This is a genomic window from Puia sp. (assembly GCF_036500295.1).
Classification (GTDB): domain Bacteria; phylum Bacteroidota; class Bacteroidia; order Chitinophagales; family Chitinophagaceae; genus Puia.
This window is the reverse complement of sequence record NZ_DASYCH010000003.1, coordinates 362,092-382,880: the sequence shown is the minus strand read 5'-3', so window position 1 is coordinate 382,880 and position 20,789 is coordinate 362,092. Positions and strand designations below refer to the sequence as shown.

Annotated in this window: 14 protein-coding genes; 8 read left to right on the top strand and 6 right to left on the bottom strand. The window is 54.8% G+C overall.

Annotated elements, in window-relative coordinates:
- Positions 1-12: 12 nt before the first annotated feature.
- Positions 13-3,159, bottom strand: coding sequence for a SusC/RagA family TonB-linked outer membrane protein (locus VGM48_RS02225; RefSeq protein ID WP_331576078.1), 3,147 nt, complete (start codon positions 3,157-3,159; stop codon positions 13-15).
- A 273-nt stretch (positions 3,160-3,432) separates the two neighbouring features.
- On the opposite strand from VGM48_RS02225, the gene VGM48_RS02220 reads away from it, so the two are divergent.
- The 6 genes from VGM48_RS02220 to VGM48_RS02195 all read left to right on the top strand — a co-directional run bounded on the left by VGM48_RS02220 (position 3,433) and on the right by VGM48_RS02195 (position 12,376).
- The gene (locus VGM48_RS02220; protein ID WP_331576077.1) at positions 3,433-4,188 is read left to right on the top strand and encodes a DeoR/GlpR family DNA-binding transcription regulator; all 756 of its coding nucleotides are present in this window, start codon (positions 3,433-3,435) and stop codon (positions 4,186-4,188) included.
- 36 nt (positions 4,189-4,224) lie between these two features.
- Complete coding sequence (locus VGM48_RS02215; protein ID WP_331576076.1) at positions 4,225-6,927, top strand: family 78 glycoside hydrolase catalytic domain; 2,703 nt, start codon at positions 4,225-4,227, stop codon at positions 6,925-6,927.
- Between the two features lie 88 nt (positions 6,928-7,015).
- Positions 7,016-8,137, top strand: a complete 1,122-nt coding sequence (locus VGM48_RS02210; RefSeq protein WP_331576075.1) for a lipid A-modifier LpxR family protein — start codon at positions 7,016-7,018, stop codon at positions 8,135-8,137.
- Positions 8,138-8,237: 100 nt separating this feature from the next.
- A complete protein-coding gene (locus tag VGM48_RS02205) occupies positions 8,238-8,768 on the top strand; it encodes a YceI family protein (protein WP_331576074.1) in 531 nt (176 codons plus the stop codon).
- A 126-nt stretch (positions 8,769-8,894) separates the two neighbouring features.
- Complete coding sequence (locus VGM48_RS02200; protein WP_331576073.1) at positions 8,895-10,781, top strand: ABC-F family ATP-binding cassette domain-containing protein; 1,887 nt, start codon at positions 8,895-8,897, stop codon at positions 10,779-10,781.
- 80 nt (positions 10,782-10,861) lie between these two features.
- On the top strand, positions 10,862-12,376 hold the full coding sequence (locus VGM48_RS02195; RefSeq protein ID WP_331576072.1) for a M28 family peptidase: 1,515 nt from the start codon (positions 10,862-10,864) through the stop codon (positions 12,374-12,376).
- Between the two features lie 2 nt (positions 12,377-12,378).
- Here VGM48_RS02195 and VGM48_RS02190 read toward each other — a convergent pair whose 3' ends face one another.
- The 3 genes from VGM48_RS02190 to VGM48_RS02180 form a co-directional block, all read right to left on the bottom strand.
- The gene (locus tag VGM48_RS02190; RefSeq protein ID WP_331576071.1) at positions 12,379-13,323 is read right to left on the bottom strand and encodes a class I SAM-dependent methyltransferase; all 945 of its coding nucleotides are present in this window, start codon (positions 13,321-13,323) and stop codon (positions 12,379-12,381) included.
- Between the two features lie 63 nt (positions 13,324-13,386).
- On the bottom strand, positions 13,387-14,601 hold the full coding sequence (locus VGM48_RS02185; RefSeq protein WP_331576070.1) for an MFS transporter: 1,215 nt from the start codon (positions 14,599-14,601) through the stop codon (positions 13,387-13,389).
- A gap of 60 nt (positions 14,602-14,661) precedes the next feature.
- On the bottom strand, positions 14,662-15,378 hold the full coding sequence (locus VGM48_RS02180; RefSeq protein ID WP_331576069.1) for a DUF4197 domain-containing protein: 717 nt from the start codon (positions 15,376-15,378) through the stop codon (positions 14,662-14,664).
- 139 nt (positions 15,379-15,517) lie between these two features.
- Between VGM48_RS02180 and VGM48_RS02175 the strand changes: the two genes are divergently transcribed.
- The gene (locus VGM48_RS02175; RefSeq protein ID WP_331576068.1) at positions 15,518-16,306 is read left to right on the top strand and encodes an FKBP-type peptidyl-prolyl cis-trans isomerase; all 789 of its coding nucleotides are present in this window, start codon (positions 15,518-15,520) and stop codon (positions 16,304-16,306) included.
- A 4-nt stretch (positions 16,307-16,310) separates the two neighbouring features.
- Here the strand turns inward: VGM48_RS02175 and VGM48_RS02170 are convergent, their stop codons facing one another.
- Both VGM48_RS02170 and VGM48_RS02165 read right to left on the bottom strand, forming a co-directional pair.
- The gene (locus VGM48_RS02170) at positions 16,311-17,591 is read right to left on the bottom strand and encodes an ATP-binding protein (RefSeq protein ID WP_331576067.1); all 1,281 of its coding nucleotides are present in this window, start codon (positions 17,589-17,591) and stop codon (positions 16,311-16,313) included.
- Positions 17,592-17,724: 133 nt separating this feature from the next.
- Entirely contained in the window at positions 17,725-20,316 is a 2,592-nt protein-coding gene (locus tag VGM48_RS02165) for a M1 family aminopeptidase (protein WP_331576066.1), read from the bottom strand.
- On the opposite strand from VGM48_RS02165, the gene VGM48_RS02160 reads away from it, so the two are divergent.
- Complete coding sequence (locus tag VGM48_RS02160; protein ID WP_331576065.1) at positions 20,300-20,782, top strand: hypothetical protein; 483 nt, start codon at positions 20,300-20,302, stop codon at positions 20,780-20,782. The two genes, VGM48_RS02165 and VGM48_RS02160, sit on opposite strands and share 17 nt — an antisense overlap.
- Positions 20,783-20,789: the final 7 nt, after the last annotated feature.

Sequence of the window (20,789 nt, the reverse complement as noted above, 5' to 3'; positions counted from 1 at the left end):
TGTTTGGTTTTATTAGAACTTCACCGCAAGGTTCAGCCCATAGGTTCTGGTGCGGGGAAGCCCGATGGATTCGAAGCCCTGGTTGTTGCTGTTGGTAAAGCTTTGCTCAGGATCGAAGTTGTGGGTCTTGCGATAGAGGATGAACAGGTTGCGCGCGACAAAAGAGATATTGGCCGACTGTATCTTCAACGTCGAGATATTTTTTATCGGCAACTGATAGGAGAAGATCACCTGACGGAGCTTGATAAAGCTGCCGTCATGCAGGAACAACTCGGAATAGCTCTTGTTATTGTCGTAGTAGTTGCGCAATACTCCGTTGGCCTGGGTGATGACCGTGTCGTAGGGCGCACCCGCTTTGTCGACCCCTTTCAGCTCAAGCCCGCTGGCGCGACCGGGCAGCGTGCTCTTCAGCTTGCCCATACGCGTGGCATACAGCTCGAAGATGGAAAAGATCTTATTCCCGAATTTTCCGTCGAGCAGGATGCTCAGGTTAAATCGCTTGTAGCGGAACTCATTGGTCAGGCCCATCGTATAGGGCGCGACACTGTTGCCGAGCACCTGGGTAGCCGTTGTCGATACGGGGACATGTGTGGTCCGGTCGTATATGATCTGCCCGCTCTTGGCATCCCGCTGCATCTTTGTCCCGAGGATGGTGCCGAACGGCCTGCCGACCACCTGATCGAGCGTCGCCCAGGAATTGACGCTGGCGGCCATCTGGATCAGCGGAAGACCCGGCGCCAGTTGTACCACTTTGTTGGAGTTGTAAGCGACATTATAGCTGACATTCCAGCCGAAATTGGTGGTCTTGACGGGTTTGCCGGTAAGGAGTAATTCGATCCCGCTGTTCCGCAGTTCGCCGATGTTGAGGATCACATTGCTGTAACCGGAAGTGGTGGAGATGGCGGTGTTGACGATATCGTTCGTCGTCTGACGGTTGTAGTAGGTGAAGTCGATACCCAGACGGCTGTTCAGCATTTGCATTTCAAGGCCGCCTTCATAGGTCGTGGAAGTATAGGGCTTGAGATTGGGATTGGTGATGACGTTGTTGCCGTTGACGTCGGGTGTCACGTTCTGCAAAGTGGCCCCGGTGCTGGTCACGTTGCTATACGTAAGATTGATCGAATACGGATCGGGGGCGCCCCCACCCACCTGGGCCCAGGAACCACGCAGCTTGGCGTAGTTGACAAAATCCGGCAGTTTGACGGCATCCGAAAGGATAAAGCTGCCGCCGACGCTGGGATAGAAAATATGATTGTTCTTCAGGCTAAGCGTGGAGAACCAGTCCTCCCTGCCACCCAGGTTGAGAAAGAAAAGGCCTTTGAAGTCGAGGTCTACCGATCCAAAGAGGGAATTGGTCCCGATCCGGGGAGAATAGGGTATGGTAGACTGTGAGCTGAGGTTGATAAAGCTGTAGAAATAGGGGATCGTGAAGTTAAGTCCGCTCAGAGTCAGCCGGTTCTCCTGGTTCTTACGGCTATTGGCGCCCGCGACGGCCGAGATCCCGATATCCTTTGTCAGGTTCCCTTTATACGACGCGGTGACAAGGCCGTTGAACTCGGACAGATCGGTCTTGATGCCCGCGTACTGCCCATTGGGCTCATAGAGCGTACCCGTCGGCAGAATATTATAGTAGTTGTAATTATAGAAGTCCTCGCTGGCAGTCCCCTTGATCACGAGATTCTTGAGCAGCTCGTAGGAAACCGAAGCCTGGCCGATGAAGCGGTTCTTGGTATCCTTCTCCTGGTACTTATTGATGACAAAATATCCGTTGGAGGCGATGGAGGCATCATTCCAGATCTGTTCGTTACCGCTTGCATCATAACCGGGCTTCAGCCAGCGGACATCGGCCGTATTGGCGATCTCCAGCGGTGTCCAGTTCGGATTCCCGAGTGCGTCGCCGGCGCCGGTTCTGTTGTGGCCGGTCTCCAGATTGTACTGCGCCAATGCATCGATGGAGAGTCTGTCGGTCAGTTTGCTGGTCAGCGAAAGATTGAGGGTCTTGCGGTCATAGCTCGTCTTCGGCAGGATGCCGTTACTGGTGAGATCGGCTGCAGAGAACCGGTAGACCGTCTGCTCATTGCCGCCCGAGAAGGCGATGCTGTTGGTAAAGGTGGAACCCGTCTGATAGAAGTTCTGGAGGTTGTTCTTCTTGGCGGTATACGGGTGTTTCTGTCCATCAACGGCCACGTAGTTGGTGTTGCCGTCGATCAACGCCCCCCAGGATTTACGACCCGAAGCCTGGGCACTGCTGAGATCGGTGGATTCGACCCCATCCAATCCCTGGCCGTAGGTATACTGAAAATCGGGAATGACGGCCACGTTCTCCAGCGTCGCGGTGGAATTGTATTCGACGCCGACCCCGCGCTGGGCACGGCCCTTCTTGGTCGTGATGAGGATGACCCCGTTACTGGCCCGGCTGCCATAAAGCGCGGCGGCCGTCCCCCCTTTCAATACACTGATGGACTCGATATCGTCGGGGTTGATCCCGGCGATCCCATCACCACGGTCGATATTGTTGGTGGTCCCATTGACAGTCGGCGCACCGCCCGGAACCGAGTTGTCGATCGGCATCCCGTTGACCACATACAAGGGCTGGTTGTCGGGACCGAGCGTGCCATTACCACGGATGGTCACGCGGCTGGAGCCGCCCGGACCTGTAGAAAGACCCGCGGCATTGACACCGGCAACCTTTCCCGAAAGCGCATTGGCAATATTATTTTCCCGGGCCTGGGTGAATTCATCCCCTTTCACCGTCGTCACGGCATAACCCAGCGATTTTTTCTCGCGGTTGATCCCCAGTGCCGTTACCACCACTTCGTTCAGCGACGATTTGTTATTATCCAACACCACCGCGATATCCGCCTGTCCCCGCTGAACCGTCACCCGGCGGGTCTCGAATCCAATCGAACTGACCTCGAGTTCCAGGACGCCGGACAATGAAGCAGGGAGCTTCAGTGTGAATGCACCGATCGCGTCGGTGGCAGTGGCAGTTTTTTTATTGGAAGCAAGTGCAACAGTGGCGCCGGCGAGTCCCGTGCCATCGGGTCCTTTTACGATACCCCTGATCTGGCGATCGGAGGACTGAGCCTGACTGTAGAAGACAAGCAGCCAGCAGAAGCCCAGCAGGCTGCCCCGGAGGGTCAGTTGGAATTTTGTCATGAGCAGTTGTTTTATGTTTTGGTAACCGAATCTGCAATTTTTGCAAATCCACGAACCGAATATACCGCAAAATTTGCGTCATGAAAAAAATAATTGCAAAATATTTGCAGAAATGGGTATTAATCAAGTCGGTCTTTGACTATAGTAGCCAAATCAGTGCAAAAATTGCAAATAATTGCAATTTATCCCTACACAACTCCGCCAATGTTCTATCTTTATCCATCCAAGAAAGCGGCACCAGCTGACATGTTCAAACCAAAACCCACGAGTTCCATGCCTGTAGCCTTGCAAAAAAAAGATCGGAAAAGTCTGATCCTGAAGCAAGTGAATATTCACACGCGATTGATGTATAACGATCTGGTGAACCTGATCGACGTATCAGAGGATACGATCCGGCGGGATGTGAATGAACTGGCCGAAGAAGGACAGCTGATCCGCATCAAAGGAGGCGCCATGTCGGCGGCCTATCACTATGGACATGACGCGAAGACCTATGCGCAATCCAGCAAGCTGATCATCGCCGAGAAAGCACTGACCCTGCTCAGGGACGATATCATCGTACTGATCGGCGGCGGAACGACAGTCCGCGAATGGATCAAGAAGATACCCAACACCCTGCGGGCGACCTTTATCACCGTAAATGTCCTGTCCGCGGTCGAACTCCTCGACAAGCCGATGATCAAGACGATCATGATCGGCGGACAGCTCTCTACCTATAGCCAAATGACGGTCAGCGGAGAAGTGTTTGAATACCTCGCCGGCATCCGGGCCGATCTTTGTCTGATGGGAACCAATGCGATCGATAGCAGCGCCGGACTCACCGATTCCGACTGGGAGACGATACAGGTGAAAAAGGCCATGATAAAAGCGGCGGAAAAGGTCGCCATTATCGCCATTTCGGAAAAACTAAACTCATCGATGTCGATGAAGATTGCAGACATCGACGAAATAGATTATCTTATCACCGAATTGTCACCCGACAGCCCCGAGCTCCAGTCCTATCGCGCCAAGAATCTGACCATCCTGTGATCATAAAAATTATTTGTCGTTCAATTTTCATTTGACATGAAGATCATATTCGCATTGCCTACCCTATTGCTTGCAGCCCTTTCCGCTTCGTCGCAGGTCAGCGTATCGCATCTCCTGACCGAGAATCTGCCGGACCCCATCAGCGTGGACAGCAAACTGCCCCGTCTGAGCTGGCAATTGTCCTCACCCGACCGCAACGAATTGCAAACAGCCTATGAGATCCAGGTCAGCGATCGCCCCTCGGGCGGCGGCTCGGTTTGGAACTCGGGAAAAGTGGCTTCCGATCATTCCCTGTTCATCGACTATGGCGGCCCCGCCCCGGAGGCCGGGAAGAAATATTTCTGGCGCGTAAGAGTCTGGGACAATAAAGGCCGAAGCTCGGAATGGAGCAAGATGGCATCCTGGCAGATGGGCCTGCTCACACCCGCCGATTGGAAGGCCCAATGGATCCAGGCGGCAGGGAAAGAGGAACCTTCCCAGCCAAGCCCGCTGTTGCGAACGGCTTTTACCGCCAACAACGGAATCGCTTCCGCCACAGCTTATATCACCGCCCATGGATTGTATGAAGCGCAACTCAACGGCCACCGGGTAGGTGACGCCTATCTTACTCCCGGCTGGACCTCTTATCAAAAGCGCCTCCAATACCAGGCCTATGATGTCACCGGCCTGATCCATCCGGGTAAGAACGCCGTCGGCGCCATGCTCGGCAGCGGCTGGTACCGCGGCTATATCGGCTTTGAGCAGCAACACAATTTCTACGGCAGCGATCTGTCCCTGTTGTTTCAGCTCGTCATCCGGTATAAGAACGGTCACACCGATACCGTTGTCTCGGATGGCCGCTGGAAGTCCTCCCTCGGCGAAGTGCTGCATTCCGAACTTTATGACGGCGAGATCGTCGATCACCGCAAGGAACAAAAAGACTGGAGCCTGCCTGACTTTAATGACGGCAGTTGGGGCGGCGTCGAGACAGCCGCCTCGCCAAAGGATAATCTCATCGCGACCATCAATCAGCCGGTGACGAAGCACGAGACCATTCGCGGTTCGAAGCTGCTGACTACGCCAAAAGGCGAGAAAGTGATCGATTTCGGGCAGAACCTCACCGGCTGGGTGACCGTAAAAATAAAAGGCCGCACCGGCGACAGCATCCGGCTCTCGCATGCCGAGGTCCTGGATAAAGAAGGCAATTTCTATACGGATAACCTGCGCCGGGCGAAGGCCCAGGACGTCTTTATCCTGAAGGGCGGCGAAGAAGAGGTCTTCGAACCCCGCTTTACGTTTCATGGTTTCCGTTATATCCGGGTGGAAGGATCGACAGGCCCGGTGGATCCCGCGGACTTTACCGCCGTAGTTCTCTATTCGGATATGCCGAAGACGGGCGAGTTCACCTGTTCGAATACCCTGATCGATCAGCTGCAGCACAATATCCAATGGGGGCAACAGGGCAATTTCCTGGACGTACCCACCGATTGTCCGCAACGCGACGAACGACTGGGCTGGACGGGCGATGCACAGGTTTTCTCCCGCACGGCCACCTTCAATCGCGGGGTGGATAATTTCTTCACCAAATGGCTGAAGGATGTCGCGGCTGATCAGCGCCCCAATGGAGCAGTGCCCTTTGTCATCCCCAACGTCCTCGGCGATGGGGCAAGCGCCGGCTGGGCCGATGTGGCCACTATCATTCCCTGGAATCTCTACCTGGCCTATGGCGACAAACGGGTGCTGGAAAACCAGTACGCCAGCATGAAGGCCTGGGTGGAATATATGCATGCACAATCTCCCAACGATCTCTGGAACACCGGGTTTCATTTCGGGGACTGGCTGTTCTATCGGCCCTTTGATGACAACGACGGCCGTTCGGCCGTAACGGACAAATACCTTATCGCGCAGTGTTTTTATGCCAACTCCACGCAGCTGCTCATCAACGCGGCGGGCGTACTGGGCAAGAGTGAAGATGTGGATACATACACGGCGCTCCTCAAACGGATCAAGGATGCCTTTCTGCGGGAATACATGACCCCCACCGGACGCCTCGTCTCGGGAACACAAACCGCCTACGTGCTGGCCCTTCAATTCGATATGCTGCCCGAACCGCTGCGTAAGCAGGCTGCCGAACGGCTGGTGAAGAACATCCAGGATTACAATTACCACCTGACCACGGGCTTTTTAGGTACGCCATATCTCTGTCATGTGCTCAGCCGGTTTAAACAAACCGATGTAGCTTACCGCCTGCTGCTGCAGGACAGTTATCCTTCCTGGCTCTATCCGGTCAAGATGGGGGCCACCACCATCTGGGAACGCTGGGACGGCATCCGGCCCGACAGTACCTTCGAAACCCCGGGAATGAACTCCTTTAACCACTATGCCTACGGCGCCATCGGCGACTGGATGTACCGGGTGGTGGCAGGCATCGACACGTATGAAGACGACCCCGGCTATCACCATAGCCGGATCTGGCCGCATCCCGGCGGTCGCCTCCGTTCCGCCGCCGCCGACCTCGAGACCGGTTATGGCAAACTCAGCAGTCATTGGCAGCTGGAAGAGGATACCCTGCATGTCGACATCGTGGTCCCGGCCAATACCACATCGACCGTCTACATCCCCGCGCCCGAAGGCGGGTTGATCACCGAAGGCGGACATAACCTTTCGACCGTAAAGGATGTCCGGATCGAAGGCATCGAAAAAGGCTATCTAATGGTAAAGCTTGGATCGGGGAATTACCGGTTCAGGGTAAGCCAATAGCTCAACCATTCGGCGAATTGTTTGTATAGTAAATTCAATAGTATGGAAAACGCATCGATCGTATCGAAAATGGCAAAACCGACGGGACATGAAACGATCTTTACTATTTCCCCTATTCCTCGCGGGCCTGGCGATATTGCCGTCGGCCCGGACCCTGGCTCAGTCTCCGGCACCGGCCCGGAAAGATAGTATTACCCGCATCTTCCGGGTATATGAAGACAATGACGGGATCAACATTTTTGGCCGGTCAACGGATGATGCCTATACAAACGGCACCCGGCTCGATCTTTTTTATATCCCCGCACACCGGCCGCATGGGCTGCTTGGCAAACTGGCGCCCCGCGCCGGCGACAGCAGTATCGACATTTATGGCTGGGGGATCATGCAGCTGATGTACACGCCTCTCGACATCAGCCAAAACGACTACCAACCTGACGACTATCCCTATTCCGGGGCCATCGTCGCCACACATACCCGGTACTCCTATAACCCCACGAAGAAATATGATTGGCAGACAGAACTCGTGATGGGCGCGTTGGGCCCGCTGTCCCTGGCACATCAGACCCAGTCCCTCGTCCACCATCTTACCGGGTTTCTGCAACCCATGGGCTGGACTACGCAATTCGGCAACGCTATTCTGCTGAATTTGAATATCACCGGTGAAAAACAACTGGTCGAAGCCGGTTCCGTTCTCAGGATCATCGGCGGCGCACAAGTCTATGGCGGCACGATGCAAAACGGTGCAGCCATTTATCCGCTGATCCTCATCGGGAAGATGAATCCTTACTTCAACGGACTCTTCAGCCAATATGCCGCCGGCAGTGACGCCAACGGGAGAAAACGCTGGCAGATCTACGCCTTTGCAAAACCGCAACTGCAATACTATCTGACCAACGCCTTACTCGAAGGCGGCATCTTCACCACCAACCCCAACACACAGGCAGCCGGCAAGCCGCTGCCCGCGCCACAGTCCTCCTCCTCCCCTTCTCCCCAGGCGCAGTCCGGCCCGCCACCACAACAACAATCGGCGTACAACCCCATGCCTCCCGTCATCCCCACGCTGAACCATTGGGTCGGTTCCATTGCCTATGGCGGCGTACTCTCGCATGGCGGCTTTAGCATCGCCTTTACGCAAAACGTCAGTTCCGCAACTTTAAAGGGCCTTTATTGTCATGATGTAGGCAACGTCACGCTTTATTTCGGCTGGTGACCGGCGCACCATTTTTCATGAAGTCTTAATATAGGTTAATGGTAGACACAACCTTTGAGCATAATTTTGTGTTTATTAAAAACTTCAAAAATCAGATATTATGGCTACTAAATGGACACTCGATCCCTCCCATTCGGAAGTGGAATTCAAAGTGAAACATATGATGATCTCCAACATCAGCGGAAAATTCACAAAATTCGACGCAGCCGTTGAGACGGAAGGCGAAGACTTCATGACGGCAAAGGTGAGCTTCACCGCGGAGATCGGCTCTGTCAACACGGGAAATGAAGGACGGGATGGGCATCTGAAAGGTCCCGATTTCTTCGACGCGGAGAAATTCGCCCAATTGAAATTCGTCGCTACCAAATACGAGAATGTGGATAACGACGGTTCCTATGAACTATGGGGCGACCTGACCATCCACGGGGTGACCAAAAACGTCAAACTCGATGCCGAATTCGGCGGTGTCATCAAGGACCCCTGGGGCAACACCCGCGCGGGCATCAGTGTCAATGGCAAGATCAACCGCAAGGATTTCGGTCTCTCCTGGCATGGCCTCACCGAAGCCGGCAGCCTGATCGTCAGCGATGATGTACGGGTTCATGTCAACCTGGAATTTGTAAAAGCTTAATACGCATTATGCGGCAAAAGGGGGCCTTTCGGCCCCCACACGGTAAGCTTTCCTTACCGGACATTATAGGAAAATAGGCCGTCTACTTTTGGCTGGAGACGGTCTATTTTCGTTGTATATTTGCGGATGCATTATGTTTCCGTTGAAGGGTTGAGCAAATCATATGGGGTCAAACCCCTTTTCCAGCAGATCACATTCCATATCGAAGAAGGCGACAAGATCGCCCTGGTCGCCCGCAACGGCAGCGGGAAATCCACCCTCCTTCGCATCCTGTCGGGTAAAGACACCCCGGAAAACGGCACGGTCTGGATCCATAAGGATGTCACCGTGGCGCTTTTTGAGCAGGAGCCGGTCTTTATCGAAGACAAATCCATCCTCGACAATATCTTCCACCACAACCATCCCGTCATCAGCGCCATCAAGGCCTATGAGGCGGCCAGCGACGCCGAAGATGCCGACCGCATCACCGACGCCATCGTCCAGCTCGACGAGCTCAACGCCTGGGACTTCGACACCAAGGTCAAACAGATACTGGGTAAGCTGAATATCCATCACCTCCAGCAACCCGCAGGCACCCTCTCCGGCGGTCAACGCAAAAGGGTGGCCCTCGCCAAGACCCTGATCGATATCGGCTTCGAGCACAAGCATGTCCTGCTGATCATGGACGAACCCACCAACCATCTCGACGTGGAGATGGTCGAATGGCTCGAACACTATCTCAACCAGGAAAAAGTCACCCTGCTGCTCGTCACCCACGACCGCTATTTCCTCGACAATGTGACCGAAGAGATCTGGGAAATGGATGGCAGCAGTCTTCATGTCTATACGGGAGACTACGAGAACTATCTCGAGAAAAAAGCTGCCCGGCTGGAAAACGACGCAGCCAGCATTGATAAAGCCCGCAATACCTATCGCAAAGAGCTGGAATGGATGCGCAAACAGCCAAAGGCCCGTACCACCAAGAGCAAAAGCCGCCAGGACAATTTTTACGTGGTCGAAGCCAGGGCCAAACAACGGATCGAGGATAACCAGGTCGAGCTGCAGATGAAGATGAACCGTCTCGGCGGAAAAGTGGCCGAACTAAAAAAGCTGTATAAAAGCTATGGCGAAAAAGTGATCCTGAAAGGATTTGACTATACCTTCAAACGCGGCGAGCGCGTAGGCGTCATCGGCCGCAACGGTGTGGGCAAATCCACGTTCATCAATATCCTGCAGGGGCTCGATACACCCGACAGCGGAAAGGTCAATATCGGCGAAACCGTCATCTTCGGCAACTATTCCCAGCAGGGGCTGGTCGTAAAAGAAGACATGCGCGTGATCGAATTCGTCAAGAATATCGCCGAACATTTCCCGCTGGCCGCCGGCGGCTCCCTCAGCGCCGCCCAATTCCTCAACCTGTTTCTCTTTCCGCCCGAACAGCAATACACCTATCTCTCCAAACTCAGCGGCGGCGAAAAACGCCGGCTGCACCTGCTGTCCATCCTCTTCCGGAATCCCAACTTCCTGATCCTGGACGAACCGACCAACGACCTCGACCTCCCTACCCTGGCGATCCTTGAGAATTTTCTCAGCGAATACCAGGGCTGTCTGATGATCGTCTCCCATGACCGGTATTTTATGGATCGCCTCGTGGACCACCTGCTGGTACTCGAAGGCGATGGCCTCATCCGGGATTTCCCGGGCAACTATTCCCAATACCGCGACTGGCAGAAGGACAACACACCGGATGCGGCCTTTCCCAACGAACAACCCGCTCCCAAAGCAATACCGGCCCCCACTCCGTCGGCAACGGCGACAGCAAAGCGCCAGCTCTCTTATAAAGAAAAAAGAGAATTTGACACTTTAGAGCAGGAAATAGCCCATTTGACGAAGGAAAAAGAAGAGATCACCGCAAAACTGAACGGCGGCGACGCTTCTTTTGACGAATTGCAAAAATTATCTATTCGGATCGGGGAGATCGGGCAGTTGCTTGATGACAAGGAACTCCGCTGGCTGGAGCTGAGCGAGATGTAACGGGGAGGCTCATTCAACCGTTCATCCATTTATTGGCGGCAGGCGCGCAAGTAACGGGCGCAGCGCATATATTTGGCCCCATGAAAAAACTTCTACTATTGCTGTCGGTGTGCGCTGCGGGCGCCGCCCAGGCCCAAAAGATCCCCGATCCCCGGCCTTTTGCCAAAACCATCACCGCGGATGACCTGAAAAAACATCTCTTCATCGTTGCCAGCGCCGATTTTGAAGGCCGCGAAACGGCGACGGAAGGCCAGCGAAAAGCCGCCGCATATATAGAGAACGATTTTCGCAACCTCGGCCTCAAGCCGGGTAACGGTGACAACTACCAGCTGCAGTATCCCGTCTTCCAGGATTCACTCGAATCTGCCGCGCTGTCCGTCAATGGCAAGTCCTTTACCTTTAACACCGATTTCTTTGTACCCGTCACCGGCGACTATACCGCCGAGATGGGCGCAGCAGATGTGGTATTCGCCGGATACGGGATCAGCGACTCCTCCCGCGACGACTACAAGGACCTCAACGTAAGAGGCAAGATCGTTATGGTGCTGGGTGGCCTGCCCCAGGGTATGCAAATGCCTTCCGGCAGAGCCGCACGGAGATTTGCCTTCGCCAAGCAGGAAGCCGCGCAGAAGAACGGCGCCGTCGCCATCCTGATCCTGCAAGCCAACGCCCCCCGCAATGTCCGCGAGCCAAAAGGCAATATGTCGATGACGGAATTCCCACGGGCCATCTTTCCGAACAGCTTTTATATCACGGAGACCGTGGCAAAAGCCATTGCACAGAATGACTTCGCGGCCGTACAAAACGGCAGCAGCCGGGGGAAGAGCTACCCGGCCAACATCCACCTGGGCGTCAAAAAAACCACGTTGCATCTTCAAAGCAGCGATGTCCTTGGTTTTCTCGAAGGCACCGATCTGAAAGATCAGGTCCTCGTTATCTCCGCCCACTATGACCACCTCGGCAAGCGCGGCAACGTGATCTGGTACGGCGCCGACGATGACGGCTCGGGCACGGTCAGCGTCCTCGAACTGGCAGAAGCCTTTGCAAAGGCAAAAGCAGCCGGTAAAGGACCCCGCCGCAGCATCCTGTTCCTGGCCAACTCCGGCGAAGAAAAAGGTCTGTTCGGCTCTCAATACTATTCCGAACATCCCATCTACCCGCTTGAAAAGACAACGGCCGACCTGAACATTGATATGATCGGCCGCATCGACCCCAACCGGAAGATCGGCGATTCCACAAACTATGTCTATGTAGTGGGCAGCGACAAGCTTTCCACCGAACTGAAGCCCATCAGCGAAGGCAACAATAAAAAATACTCGAAGCTGGAGCTGGATTATAAATTCGACGATCCTACCGATCCGGAAATGATCTACTATCGCAGCGACCATTTCAACTTTGCCCGGAAAGGCGTGCCCATCATCTTTTATTTCGACGGCATCCATAAGGACTATCATCAACCGACCGATACGCCCGACAAGATCAACTATGACATCATGGAAAAGCGGGCGCGTCTGGTATTCTTCACCGCCTGGGAAATGGCCGACCGCAATGAAATGATAAAGCGGGATATCGCATTGCCCACGATGAGCCGGTAGGCTTACTTAACGATCTTATAACACCAGCGGAACAGCTTTCCCTGGAAATCGAATGGAGTGGTGGCGTTGGTAATATCTTTTACCGACGCCGCCATTATTTTTTCCTGCTCTAATTGAAATCGCCGGTAATTGGTGCTGAAATAAAGGATCCCGCCTTCTTTCATCGCCCTCAGCGTCTTATTGATCAGTTCCGCATGATCTTTCTGGATATCCAGGAAATCCTTCATCCGTTTACTGTTGCTGAAAGTAGGCGGGTCCATGACGACAAGATCATAGTAACCGGCCGGCGCTTCATCCAACCATTGCTTGACGTCGGCATGGATGAACCGGTGGGCTGCCGTACCGGGGAAGTTGAGCTGCATATTGGCCTCGGCCCAGGCAAGATAGGTCTTGGAAAGATCGACCGAATCCACCTGCGATGCGCCGCCCGCCGCCGCATAAACGGAAAAGGAGCCGGTATAACAGAAGAGGTTCAGCACCCGTTTGTCCTTTACCTCGTCGCGGACCATCCCCCGCGTGATCCGGTGATCCAGGAACAGTCCGGTGTCCAGGTAATCGGTGAGATTGATGCGAAAAGAAAGTCCGGCCTCTTTTGCGATAAAGAATTCCTGTTCGCTGGCCAGTTTCTCATACTGATCCTGCCTCCCGCCCTTGCGCCTTCGCTCCCGGTAATAGATGCGTTCGTCAGGCACCTCCAGGATCTCGCTGATCGTGGGGATACAGGACTCCAGCCAGCTGTTGTGTTCGTCTTCGGTCATCCCATGCCGTCGCTGATATTCGGCGAGATAGAGCATGTCCTCGTAGCGTTCGATACAGAAGGGAAATTCCGGCAGATCATGATCATAAATGCGGTAGCAGCTGACCTCCTGACGGCGCGCCAGCTTGCCGACATGACGGATGTCCTTTGTCAGCCGGTTGCGAAACATCTGTAATTTTTCCTCACTCATCGCATATTGGTTTGTGCCCCGGGCGTGGCCTTTCGCCGAAATTAGGCCATCCCGGTTGCGCGTCTAATGATTGGCCTTCGGCCAGCGGACCTGTGGTCCGCTTTGTTTCAGCCATCTGAAGCCGATCGCCGACAGGAAGCAAACGCCGCCCACGACCCACCAGAGCGGGCGGAACCCGACATGATCCGCGATTTCCGCGCCACCCGAAGGTCCGACCACCTGTGCGGTGGACCAGGCGATGGTGTAGAGTCCCGCATATTGTCCGCGCGTCGCGTGGGTCGTCCGGGATACCCAGAAAGAGTTCATAAAGGGCATGGCCAGGATCTCTCCCAGCGTCATAAGGATCATGCAGAAGAAGGCCGCGGCCACCGACAGCGGCAGGATATTGAGCATCAGGTAAGCGACTCCCACCACCATGGCCCCATAAAAAATATAGTGCAGGTTCTCGCGCCGGCCCTCCAGCCGGAAGACGAGGATCATCTCGAAGACGGCGATGATGAGTCCGTTCAGCGTCATCAGCAGCCCGATCATGTATTCAGGCATGTGCAGGGTACGTTTATAATACACCGGCAACACGGAGAACAGTTGAAAAAAAGAGGATGCAAACAGGATGGTACAGCCGATAAACCAAAGATAGACCTTGTCCCGATAGGCGGTCTGTTCCGTGGCGGCCCGTTGTTGCTCCGCAGGAGGGGTAACGGACGCCCTTCCCAGGAAGCGGCTGATGAGGACGGCGGCGAACAGGTTGGTACAGCCGTCTACCCAGAACAGCAGGTGATAGTTGATCGAAGCCAGTATCCCGCCGACGGCGCCTCCGAGGGCCCAACCCAGGTTGATGGCCAGACGGTTGAGCGAATAGCTCCTGGTCCGGTTCTCCTCCTTGCTGTAAGCGGCGATAGCCGTCGAGTTGGCGGGGCGGAAGGAGTCATTCACGACGTTTAACAGGAAGACACAGCCGCAGATCAGCGGATAGCTGCGCATCTGTCCCAACACGAGGAACAGGATGCCGCCGCCGGCAAGCGTCACCACTTGTACCCGATGGAACCCGAACCGATCGGTCATCCGCCCGCCCAGGAAGCCGCCGCATACCGACCCCAAACCGGCGACGCCGATGACGGCCCCCGCCTGCGCGATACTAAAGCCCATGGAAGGCCGGGTCAGGTAAATGGTCATAAACGGGATCACCATTGTTCCGCTGCGATTGACCAGCATCACGAGCGAGAGAAGCCAGGTATTTTTTGAAAGGCCGCTGTAGGCGTCCCGATAAAGCGTTAGCATGAACCACAAATATAAAAAAAGCCCGCCCGATGGGCAGGCCTGGCATAAAAGAGTTTTTTACTATTTGCCAAATACCTTCTTCAGCAGATCGTCCACCTGTGCGGCCGGGTTTGTCCGGATATTCTTCTCTTCCACGGCGACATAGTAGAATACACCGTCCAGCGCCTTTGCCGTTGCATAGGCGGGCAGATCGCTGTTTACCTTGCTCACCAGCGGCATCTTGTTATAGGTGTCGAACAACTGTTTCCAATATTTGGTAGCCCCCGTCTTTTGCAGCGAGCTGTCGATCACGGGGTGGAATTTGGCGGTCAGCTGAGCCGAGGTAGTCTTCCGTAAATAGTTGGTGGCGGCGGTGTCGGGCCCCTTCAGAATGCTTACTCCATCGGAGACGGTCATGTTCTTGATCGCACTGAGAAAGATCGGCGCCGCGGACTTGGCAGCGTCTTCGGCGGCCCGGTTGATGCTGAGGATCGCCTCATCCACCTGCTTTCCAAAACCGGCGCTGCGTAAGGTCTTTTCCACCTTTGCCGCCTCCGGCGGCAGAAGGATCTTGACGGCGGCATCTCTGAAGAAGCCGTCGACGGCCGATAGCTTGTCCGTGCTTTTCTGGGTCCCATGGTTTAGCGCGTCCTTTAAGCCGGCCACGATATCATCGGAGCTAAGGCCTTTTCCGCCACCCTTGAGGGCATTTTTGGCCTTGTCGAGCAGGCCTTGCGCATTTACGATGGAAATAGAAAATACAACGAGGGCAAAGAGGGAAGTAAGCTTTCTGATCATTGGATATTTTTTTCAGATTTAAAAGTAGGCTCTAATTGTTATAAAGTAATGTTAAGGAACGCGGTCCGCCGGGATTTATTGCCCCTCCGCATATGGTCAATAAACCCTATTTTTGCCTCTCATATTTAATAAAATCGATATGGTATTGTATAGAGCGATCTTTGCTTCGGCTCTCTGTCTTTCTGCCGGTGTTGCGGGTCTTGCACAAAACGCAAAGCCCGCCCCCGCTGCGCATAAAACTGCGACGCAGAAAACCGAAGCGCAGAAAAAGATGGTCAGCAACGCTGCCCTCCGGACGACACAGGATTCCCTTAGCTACGCCATCGGTGTCAGCGTGGCCAACTTCTACAAACAGCAGAACATTTCCAATATCAATACGGCACTCGTCGTCCGCGCCATAAATGACGTCAACAAGGGCGCGAAGCCGCTGCTCGATGAACAGCAGGCCAATAGCTGCCTCATGAGCTCCGTGCAAAAGGCAAAGTCCGAGAAGTCCGCCGGTAACAAAAAACTGGGCCTGGACTTCCTCGCGGCAAACAAGAACAAACCAGGTGTCGTAAGCCTGCCCAGCGGTTTGCAATATTCGGTCATCAAAGAAGGCTCCGGCCCCAAGCCCGCCATCACCGACCAGGTACGGGTGCATTATCATGGTACGCTGATCGACGGCCGGGTGTTTGACAGCAGCATCGAAAGAGGACAACCGATCGAACTGGCCGTCAATGGGGTGATCCCCGGCTGGACCGAAGCCCTGCAACTCATGCCCGTCGGCAGCAAGTGGAAGCTTTTCATCCCGTCCAACCTCGCCTATGGCGATCAGCAGGCGGGACCGATGATCGGTCCGGGCTCGACTCTCATCTTCGATGTGGAGTTGCTGGATATCGTCAAGCCCGCAGGCGCCGCGGCCGACAGCACAATAAAGCCTCAGTAAAAAATTATTTTATCTCGCCGAACAACCCCGCAATGGCATAAAGCGGCAGGTTGGTCATCCATTCTTCCTTGCGATAGTCGGACATCGACGTACGGATGCAATGGGTCGGCTTGTATTTCTGATAATAAACCTTCAGGCTCTTGGCCTGCAGGTTCTCAGCGGCCTTTACTTCGATGGGAACCACCTTTCCCCAATACTGTACGACAAAGTCGACCGACGATCGCGCCCCTTCGGGTGACCAGTAAAAGATGCCGGCATCCTTCTTCGCCATCAATTGCTGCAGGACGAATTGCTCGGTCAACGCACCCTTGAATTCTTCGAACAGCAGGTTGCCGTCGAGCAGGGTCTTGACATCGAGATCGGCCATGGCCCCCAGCAACCCGATATCCACCAGGAACAGTTTGAAGGCGTTCATCTCTTCGTATGCCTTCAACGGTATCCCGGGTTTTGTGATATTATTCACTTTATAAAGAAGACCGCAGTCGATCAGCCAATTCAGGGCAAGCTCATATTCCCGGGCTCTCGCCCCCTCCTTCACCAGCCCATAGATGAACTTTCTGTTCTCCTTTGCGAGTTGCGCCGGCACCGATTGCCAGAGCATTCTGATCCGGGGCACGATCTCCTTCGGGGGATGCTTCGCAAAATCCTGTTCGTACCCGGCAAGTATCCGTTTCTGGATCTCCCTTACGACCCCAAAGTCCCTCTGCTCCGCATACGAATACACCGCCTCGGGCATCCCGCCGACAAAGTAATACTGCTTCAACAGATCGATGAACCGGGTTTTGAATCCCGTGATCAACGGCCAGTCTCCGCCCCTCAGCAGCCCGGCCAGGGGCTCCCCCTCTACCGCTTCGATGAATTCCGGGAAGTCCAGCGGCCGGAGATCGAGAAAGGCAACCTTGCCAACGGGAAAGGAGGTCCCGCCCATCAGCGCCACGCCCAATAAAGAACCGGCGGCGATGACATGATATTCGGGCGCATTCTCATAAAAATATTTCAGACAGGTGAGTGCTCCGGGCGCCTCCTGGATCTCATCAAAAAGAACAAGGGTGTCCGCGGCGTCGATCGGGACACCGGTCTCTATCTGCACGGCGGCGAGTATCCGCCTGATGTCAAAATCGGTGGTGAACAGGCTGCGCAAAACGGCATTACTTTCGAGATTGACATACGCACATTTCCGGTAATGAGTCCGGCCAAACTCCTTCATCAACCAGGTCTTGCCCACCTGCCTCGCCCCCCAAATGATCAGCGGCTTGCGGGGACTCGACTGTTTCCACCGTTCCAATTCTGAAAATTGATTTCTCCTCATTATCAACTACTTGACAAAAAGTCATCCCACTTTTGCATCAAATTTACAAAAAGTCAGCCCACTTTCGTGATTTTTTTCCAAAAAGTCGTCCCACTTCCGTGATTTGAGCCTACCGCGCCAATCTGGCCGCACGGTAGAGGTTGTCGGTAGCCTGGAGGATCTTTGCCTTCAATTTGGGATTATACCCCGGATGGGTTTGCAGGAAATGCCGCACAAGCGCCGCGGCCGTCGGGGTTTGATAATAGCTGAAACTCGTCTGTAACCAGCTTTGCGGAAAGAAGACATCACTCGTCCGCTGGATATCCTCAAGCCAGTCGAGGGTGGCGCCAAGGTATTTCTCACTATAAGCAACACGCAAGGGATGGTGCAGATAACCCAGGGCGCTGAGCACCCAGGCCTCTTTTCGCCGGGCTGTGTCTGCTTTCAGGCTGTAAAAAAAACGGTCCCGGACCGCCGTATCGTTCGAAAGCGCCGGCTGCAGATACCGCCACCGCAACTTCCGGTCCCCATTCCGGATCCGGCTGCCCTGTTCTTCGAGGATCGCCGGGTAGCCGGGATAGTCACGCAGGGCCAAACCCGCCGCAAGGCTGGTATAGTCGTCTTCCGAGAGCTTTACACCCGGAGGCGGCTGCTGGTGCTTCCAGATGTCGTACAGCCGTTGCTGCCCTTCCCGGCTTAGCGCAATATTGGCATACGCGCGAAAAAGCAATTTCTTTATGTTATCCGAGCTTGCATTTTGCAGCACACTCCAACACGTCTCTTCCAGCCACGGAGCAACGGAATCCCGCGCCGCCGCCGGCGTGAAACGCCAAAAGATGGAATTCATCTGGTCGAGCAGAATATTCAGATCCAGCTCCTCGGGCTCATGGGCGATCGCCATCGGCTCGAACCGCAGAAACTGCTGAAGCGAGATCTCGTGGCCCGTAAGCAGGATCTCATACATATTGATATAGGCTGCTGCCCGCATCAGCGGCGTAGGAGCCGTGGGACCGCTTTTCTCCCCGGCCAGCCAGCGAAGCCCCCGGGTGTCGAATGGAAACAAACCATAGCCCGCCCCATCCGAATTGAACAAAATGTAATCCGGCGCCGCCCTTTGTCCTAACTCAGCGGTAAGATGGACCTCGCGTTGCTTCATATTTACCGTCACCTTTTCGATCCGGTCCCTGTAGACCAACGCCAGCTCGAACACCTGCGGCCAGACGCGGGCGCTGCCATCCTCCCCCGCTTGCCGGAGAACAAGGTCCCTGATCCGGCCCTTGGCGGTGTCCAACGTATACGAGATTCGCGGACGCCCGGCCCCATTGACCCATACGGCGTTCCAGGCCTTCAGGTCGAGTCGGGTATGACGCTGCAGCATCCGGATGAGGTCGGGCCACGACGCATTGCCGCCCGCATAGGCCTTCAGATAATCGCGCAGCCCCGCGCGAAAAGCATCCGCTCCCATCACCCGCTCCAGCTGCCGCATGACGATCGGCGCCTTATGATAGATGATATTGCCATAGAGGGAACCCGCTTCGTTGAGGTTGTCCAGTTGCTGACGGATCGGATGTGCACCTGCCGTCCGGTCGATGCTGTAGGCCGCACTATAGTGATCGGTCAGGAATTTGAGATCATAATTCCCGTCGGGCAGGGTAACACTACTGACCTTATCAGCCATAAAATTGGCAAACACCTCCTTCATCCAGACATCGTTGAACCAGGACATGGTGACCAGATCGCCAAACCACATATGCGCGGTCTCGTGAGACAGGAGATTGCTTCTGCCGATACGCTGTTCACGCGTAGCACCCGAATCCAGGAAAAGCGAGCTGGCCTTGTACTGGATCGCACCGGCATGTTCCATCCCGCCGAATTGAAAATCGGGGATGGCGACGAAATCGAATTTCTGAAAAGGATACTCGATTCCGGTATAGTCCTGCAGAAACCGCAGCGCCTGTCCTTCGATGCGAAAGATCGAGTCGATGCTGAGCCGGATCTTCGTGCTGTCCGTCTCCCGGTAGAGAAAACGCATGGGCCGCCCATCGACATTTCGGGTGACGCTGGAGAACTCACCTGCCGCGAAGGAGAACAGATAGGTGCTGAGGCGGTCGGAGGGCTTGAACCGAAACCGGCTGGAAGCCTCTCCGGGCACCTGATCCGCCAGGGGCGCGTTGCTGATCGCCGTCCAGTCCGCCGGAACATCGAGCGTCAGCTGATAGACGGCCTTCAGATCAGGCTGGTCAAAACAGGGAAAGAGGGTTCTGGCCTTGTCCGGCACCAGCAAGGTATAGAGAAACCCACTGTTTCGGTTAAGCGCGGAATTGCCGGCAATAAACGCCGCTTCGATCGTATTGCTTCCCACATGAAGCGATGCGGCAGGGATCAGCAGGTGCTCATTCTCCAACCGGACCGGCTTGACTTCGCCATTCACGCGGAGCAACTGCACCGCATCCGGCGAAGCCTTGAAATCAAGTGCAAGGGCGGATGCAGGCTGACTCGTCAGCGTAAAGTGAAGCGTCTCGTTGCCGGATACAGGTTTTTCCTTATCCGCGGATACTTGAAAAATGAGATCATAGCGGATGTCCTTCACCATCGAAGCCCGCTGACGCGCGAGATCATGAGGAACACCGGACAGAGGAAGAACAGCGCCCGACTGACCATAGCCGATGAGGATCAACCCAAAAAAACATCCCAAAAAAGCGATTGTGCGAAAGCAGGACATGGGCGAATATATCGTATTTTGGGACATGATCAAACCCTTCCTGCTCGTGTCCGTTCTCCTTCTTTGCAGGCTGGATCAGGATGTCAAAGTAGCTACCTGGTCTGTTGGAAAACCGGATACCGAGACTTATGAAAGCCTTTCCTTTTGGGTAAAAGAGAATCACCGTGCCTATGTCCGTTATGCGCATGGCCGCAGCGAGCAGGATACCGAACTCCAATGGCTGGGCCCTGATGCATCCACCGGCCGGAAAGCATTTCGCGTCAGCATCCCGCAGTCAGGCGGCTGCTGCTGGGTGATCGCTCCCGACAGCGCCGGCATCCGGGTAACAGATCGCCGGACAAATTCCACAAAAACCTTTTACTGGGAAGATGGGAATCCGTCCGGCGACTCTACAAGTAGCTGTTCTATCTGTGCGCTGGATGAGAAAGAAGCCCAGAGCTGGCTTCGCCGCTATTTCATGCGCTAGCCCGGAA

Coding starts and splice junctions, on each gene's coding strand:
- VGM48_RS02225 (WP_331576078.1), bottom strand. CDS start 3,159: ATGACAAAATTCCAACTGACCCTCCGGGGCAGCCTGCTGGGCTTCTGC.
- VGM48_RS02180 (WP_331576069.1), bottom strand. CDS start 15,378: ATGATCAGAAAGCTTACTTCCCTCTTTGCCCTCGTTGTATTTTCTATT.
- VGM48_RS02165 (WP_331576066.1), bottom strand. CDS start 20,316: ATGTCCTGCTTTCGCACAATCGCTTTTTTGGGATGTTTTTTTGGGTTG.
- VGM48_RS02205 (WP_331576074.1), top strand. CDS start 8,238: ATGGCTACTAAATGGACACTCGATCCCTCCCATTCGGAAGTGGAATTC.
- VGM48_RS02210 (WP_331576075.1), top strand. CDS start 7,016: ATGAAACGATCTTTACTATTTCCCCTATTCCTCGCGGGCCTGGCGATA.
- VGM48_RS02200 (WP_331576073.1), top strand. CDS start 8,895: ATGCATTATGTTTCCGTTGAAGGGTTGAGCAAATCATATGGGGTCAAA.
- VGM48_RS02185 (WP_331576070.1), bottom strand. CDS start 14,601: ATGCTAACGCTTTATCGGGACGCCTACAGCGGCCTTTCAAAAAATACC.
- VGM48_RS02190 (WP_331576071.1), bottom strand. CDS start 13,323: ATGAGTGAGGAAAAATTACAGATGTTTCGCAACCGGCTGACAAAGGAC.
- VGM48_RS02215 (WP_331576076.1), top strand. CDS start 4,225: ATGAAGATCATATTCGCATTGCCTACCCTATTGCTTGCAGCCCTTTCC.
- VGM48_RS02220 (WP_331576077.1), top strand. CDS start 3,433: ATGCCTGTAGCCTTGCAAAAAAAAGATCGGAAAAGTCTGATCCTGAAG.
- VGM48_RS02195 (WP_331576072.1), top strand. CDS start 10,862: ATGAAAAAACTTCTACTATTGCTGTCGGTGTGCGCTGCGGGCGCCGCC.
- VGM48_RS02175 (WP_331576068.1), top strand. CDS start 15,518: ATGGTATTGTATAGAGCGATCTTTGCTTCGGCTCTCTGTCTTTCTGCC.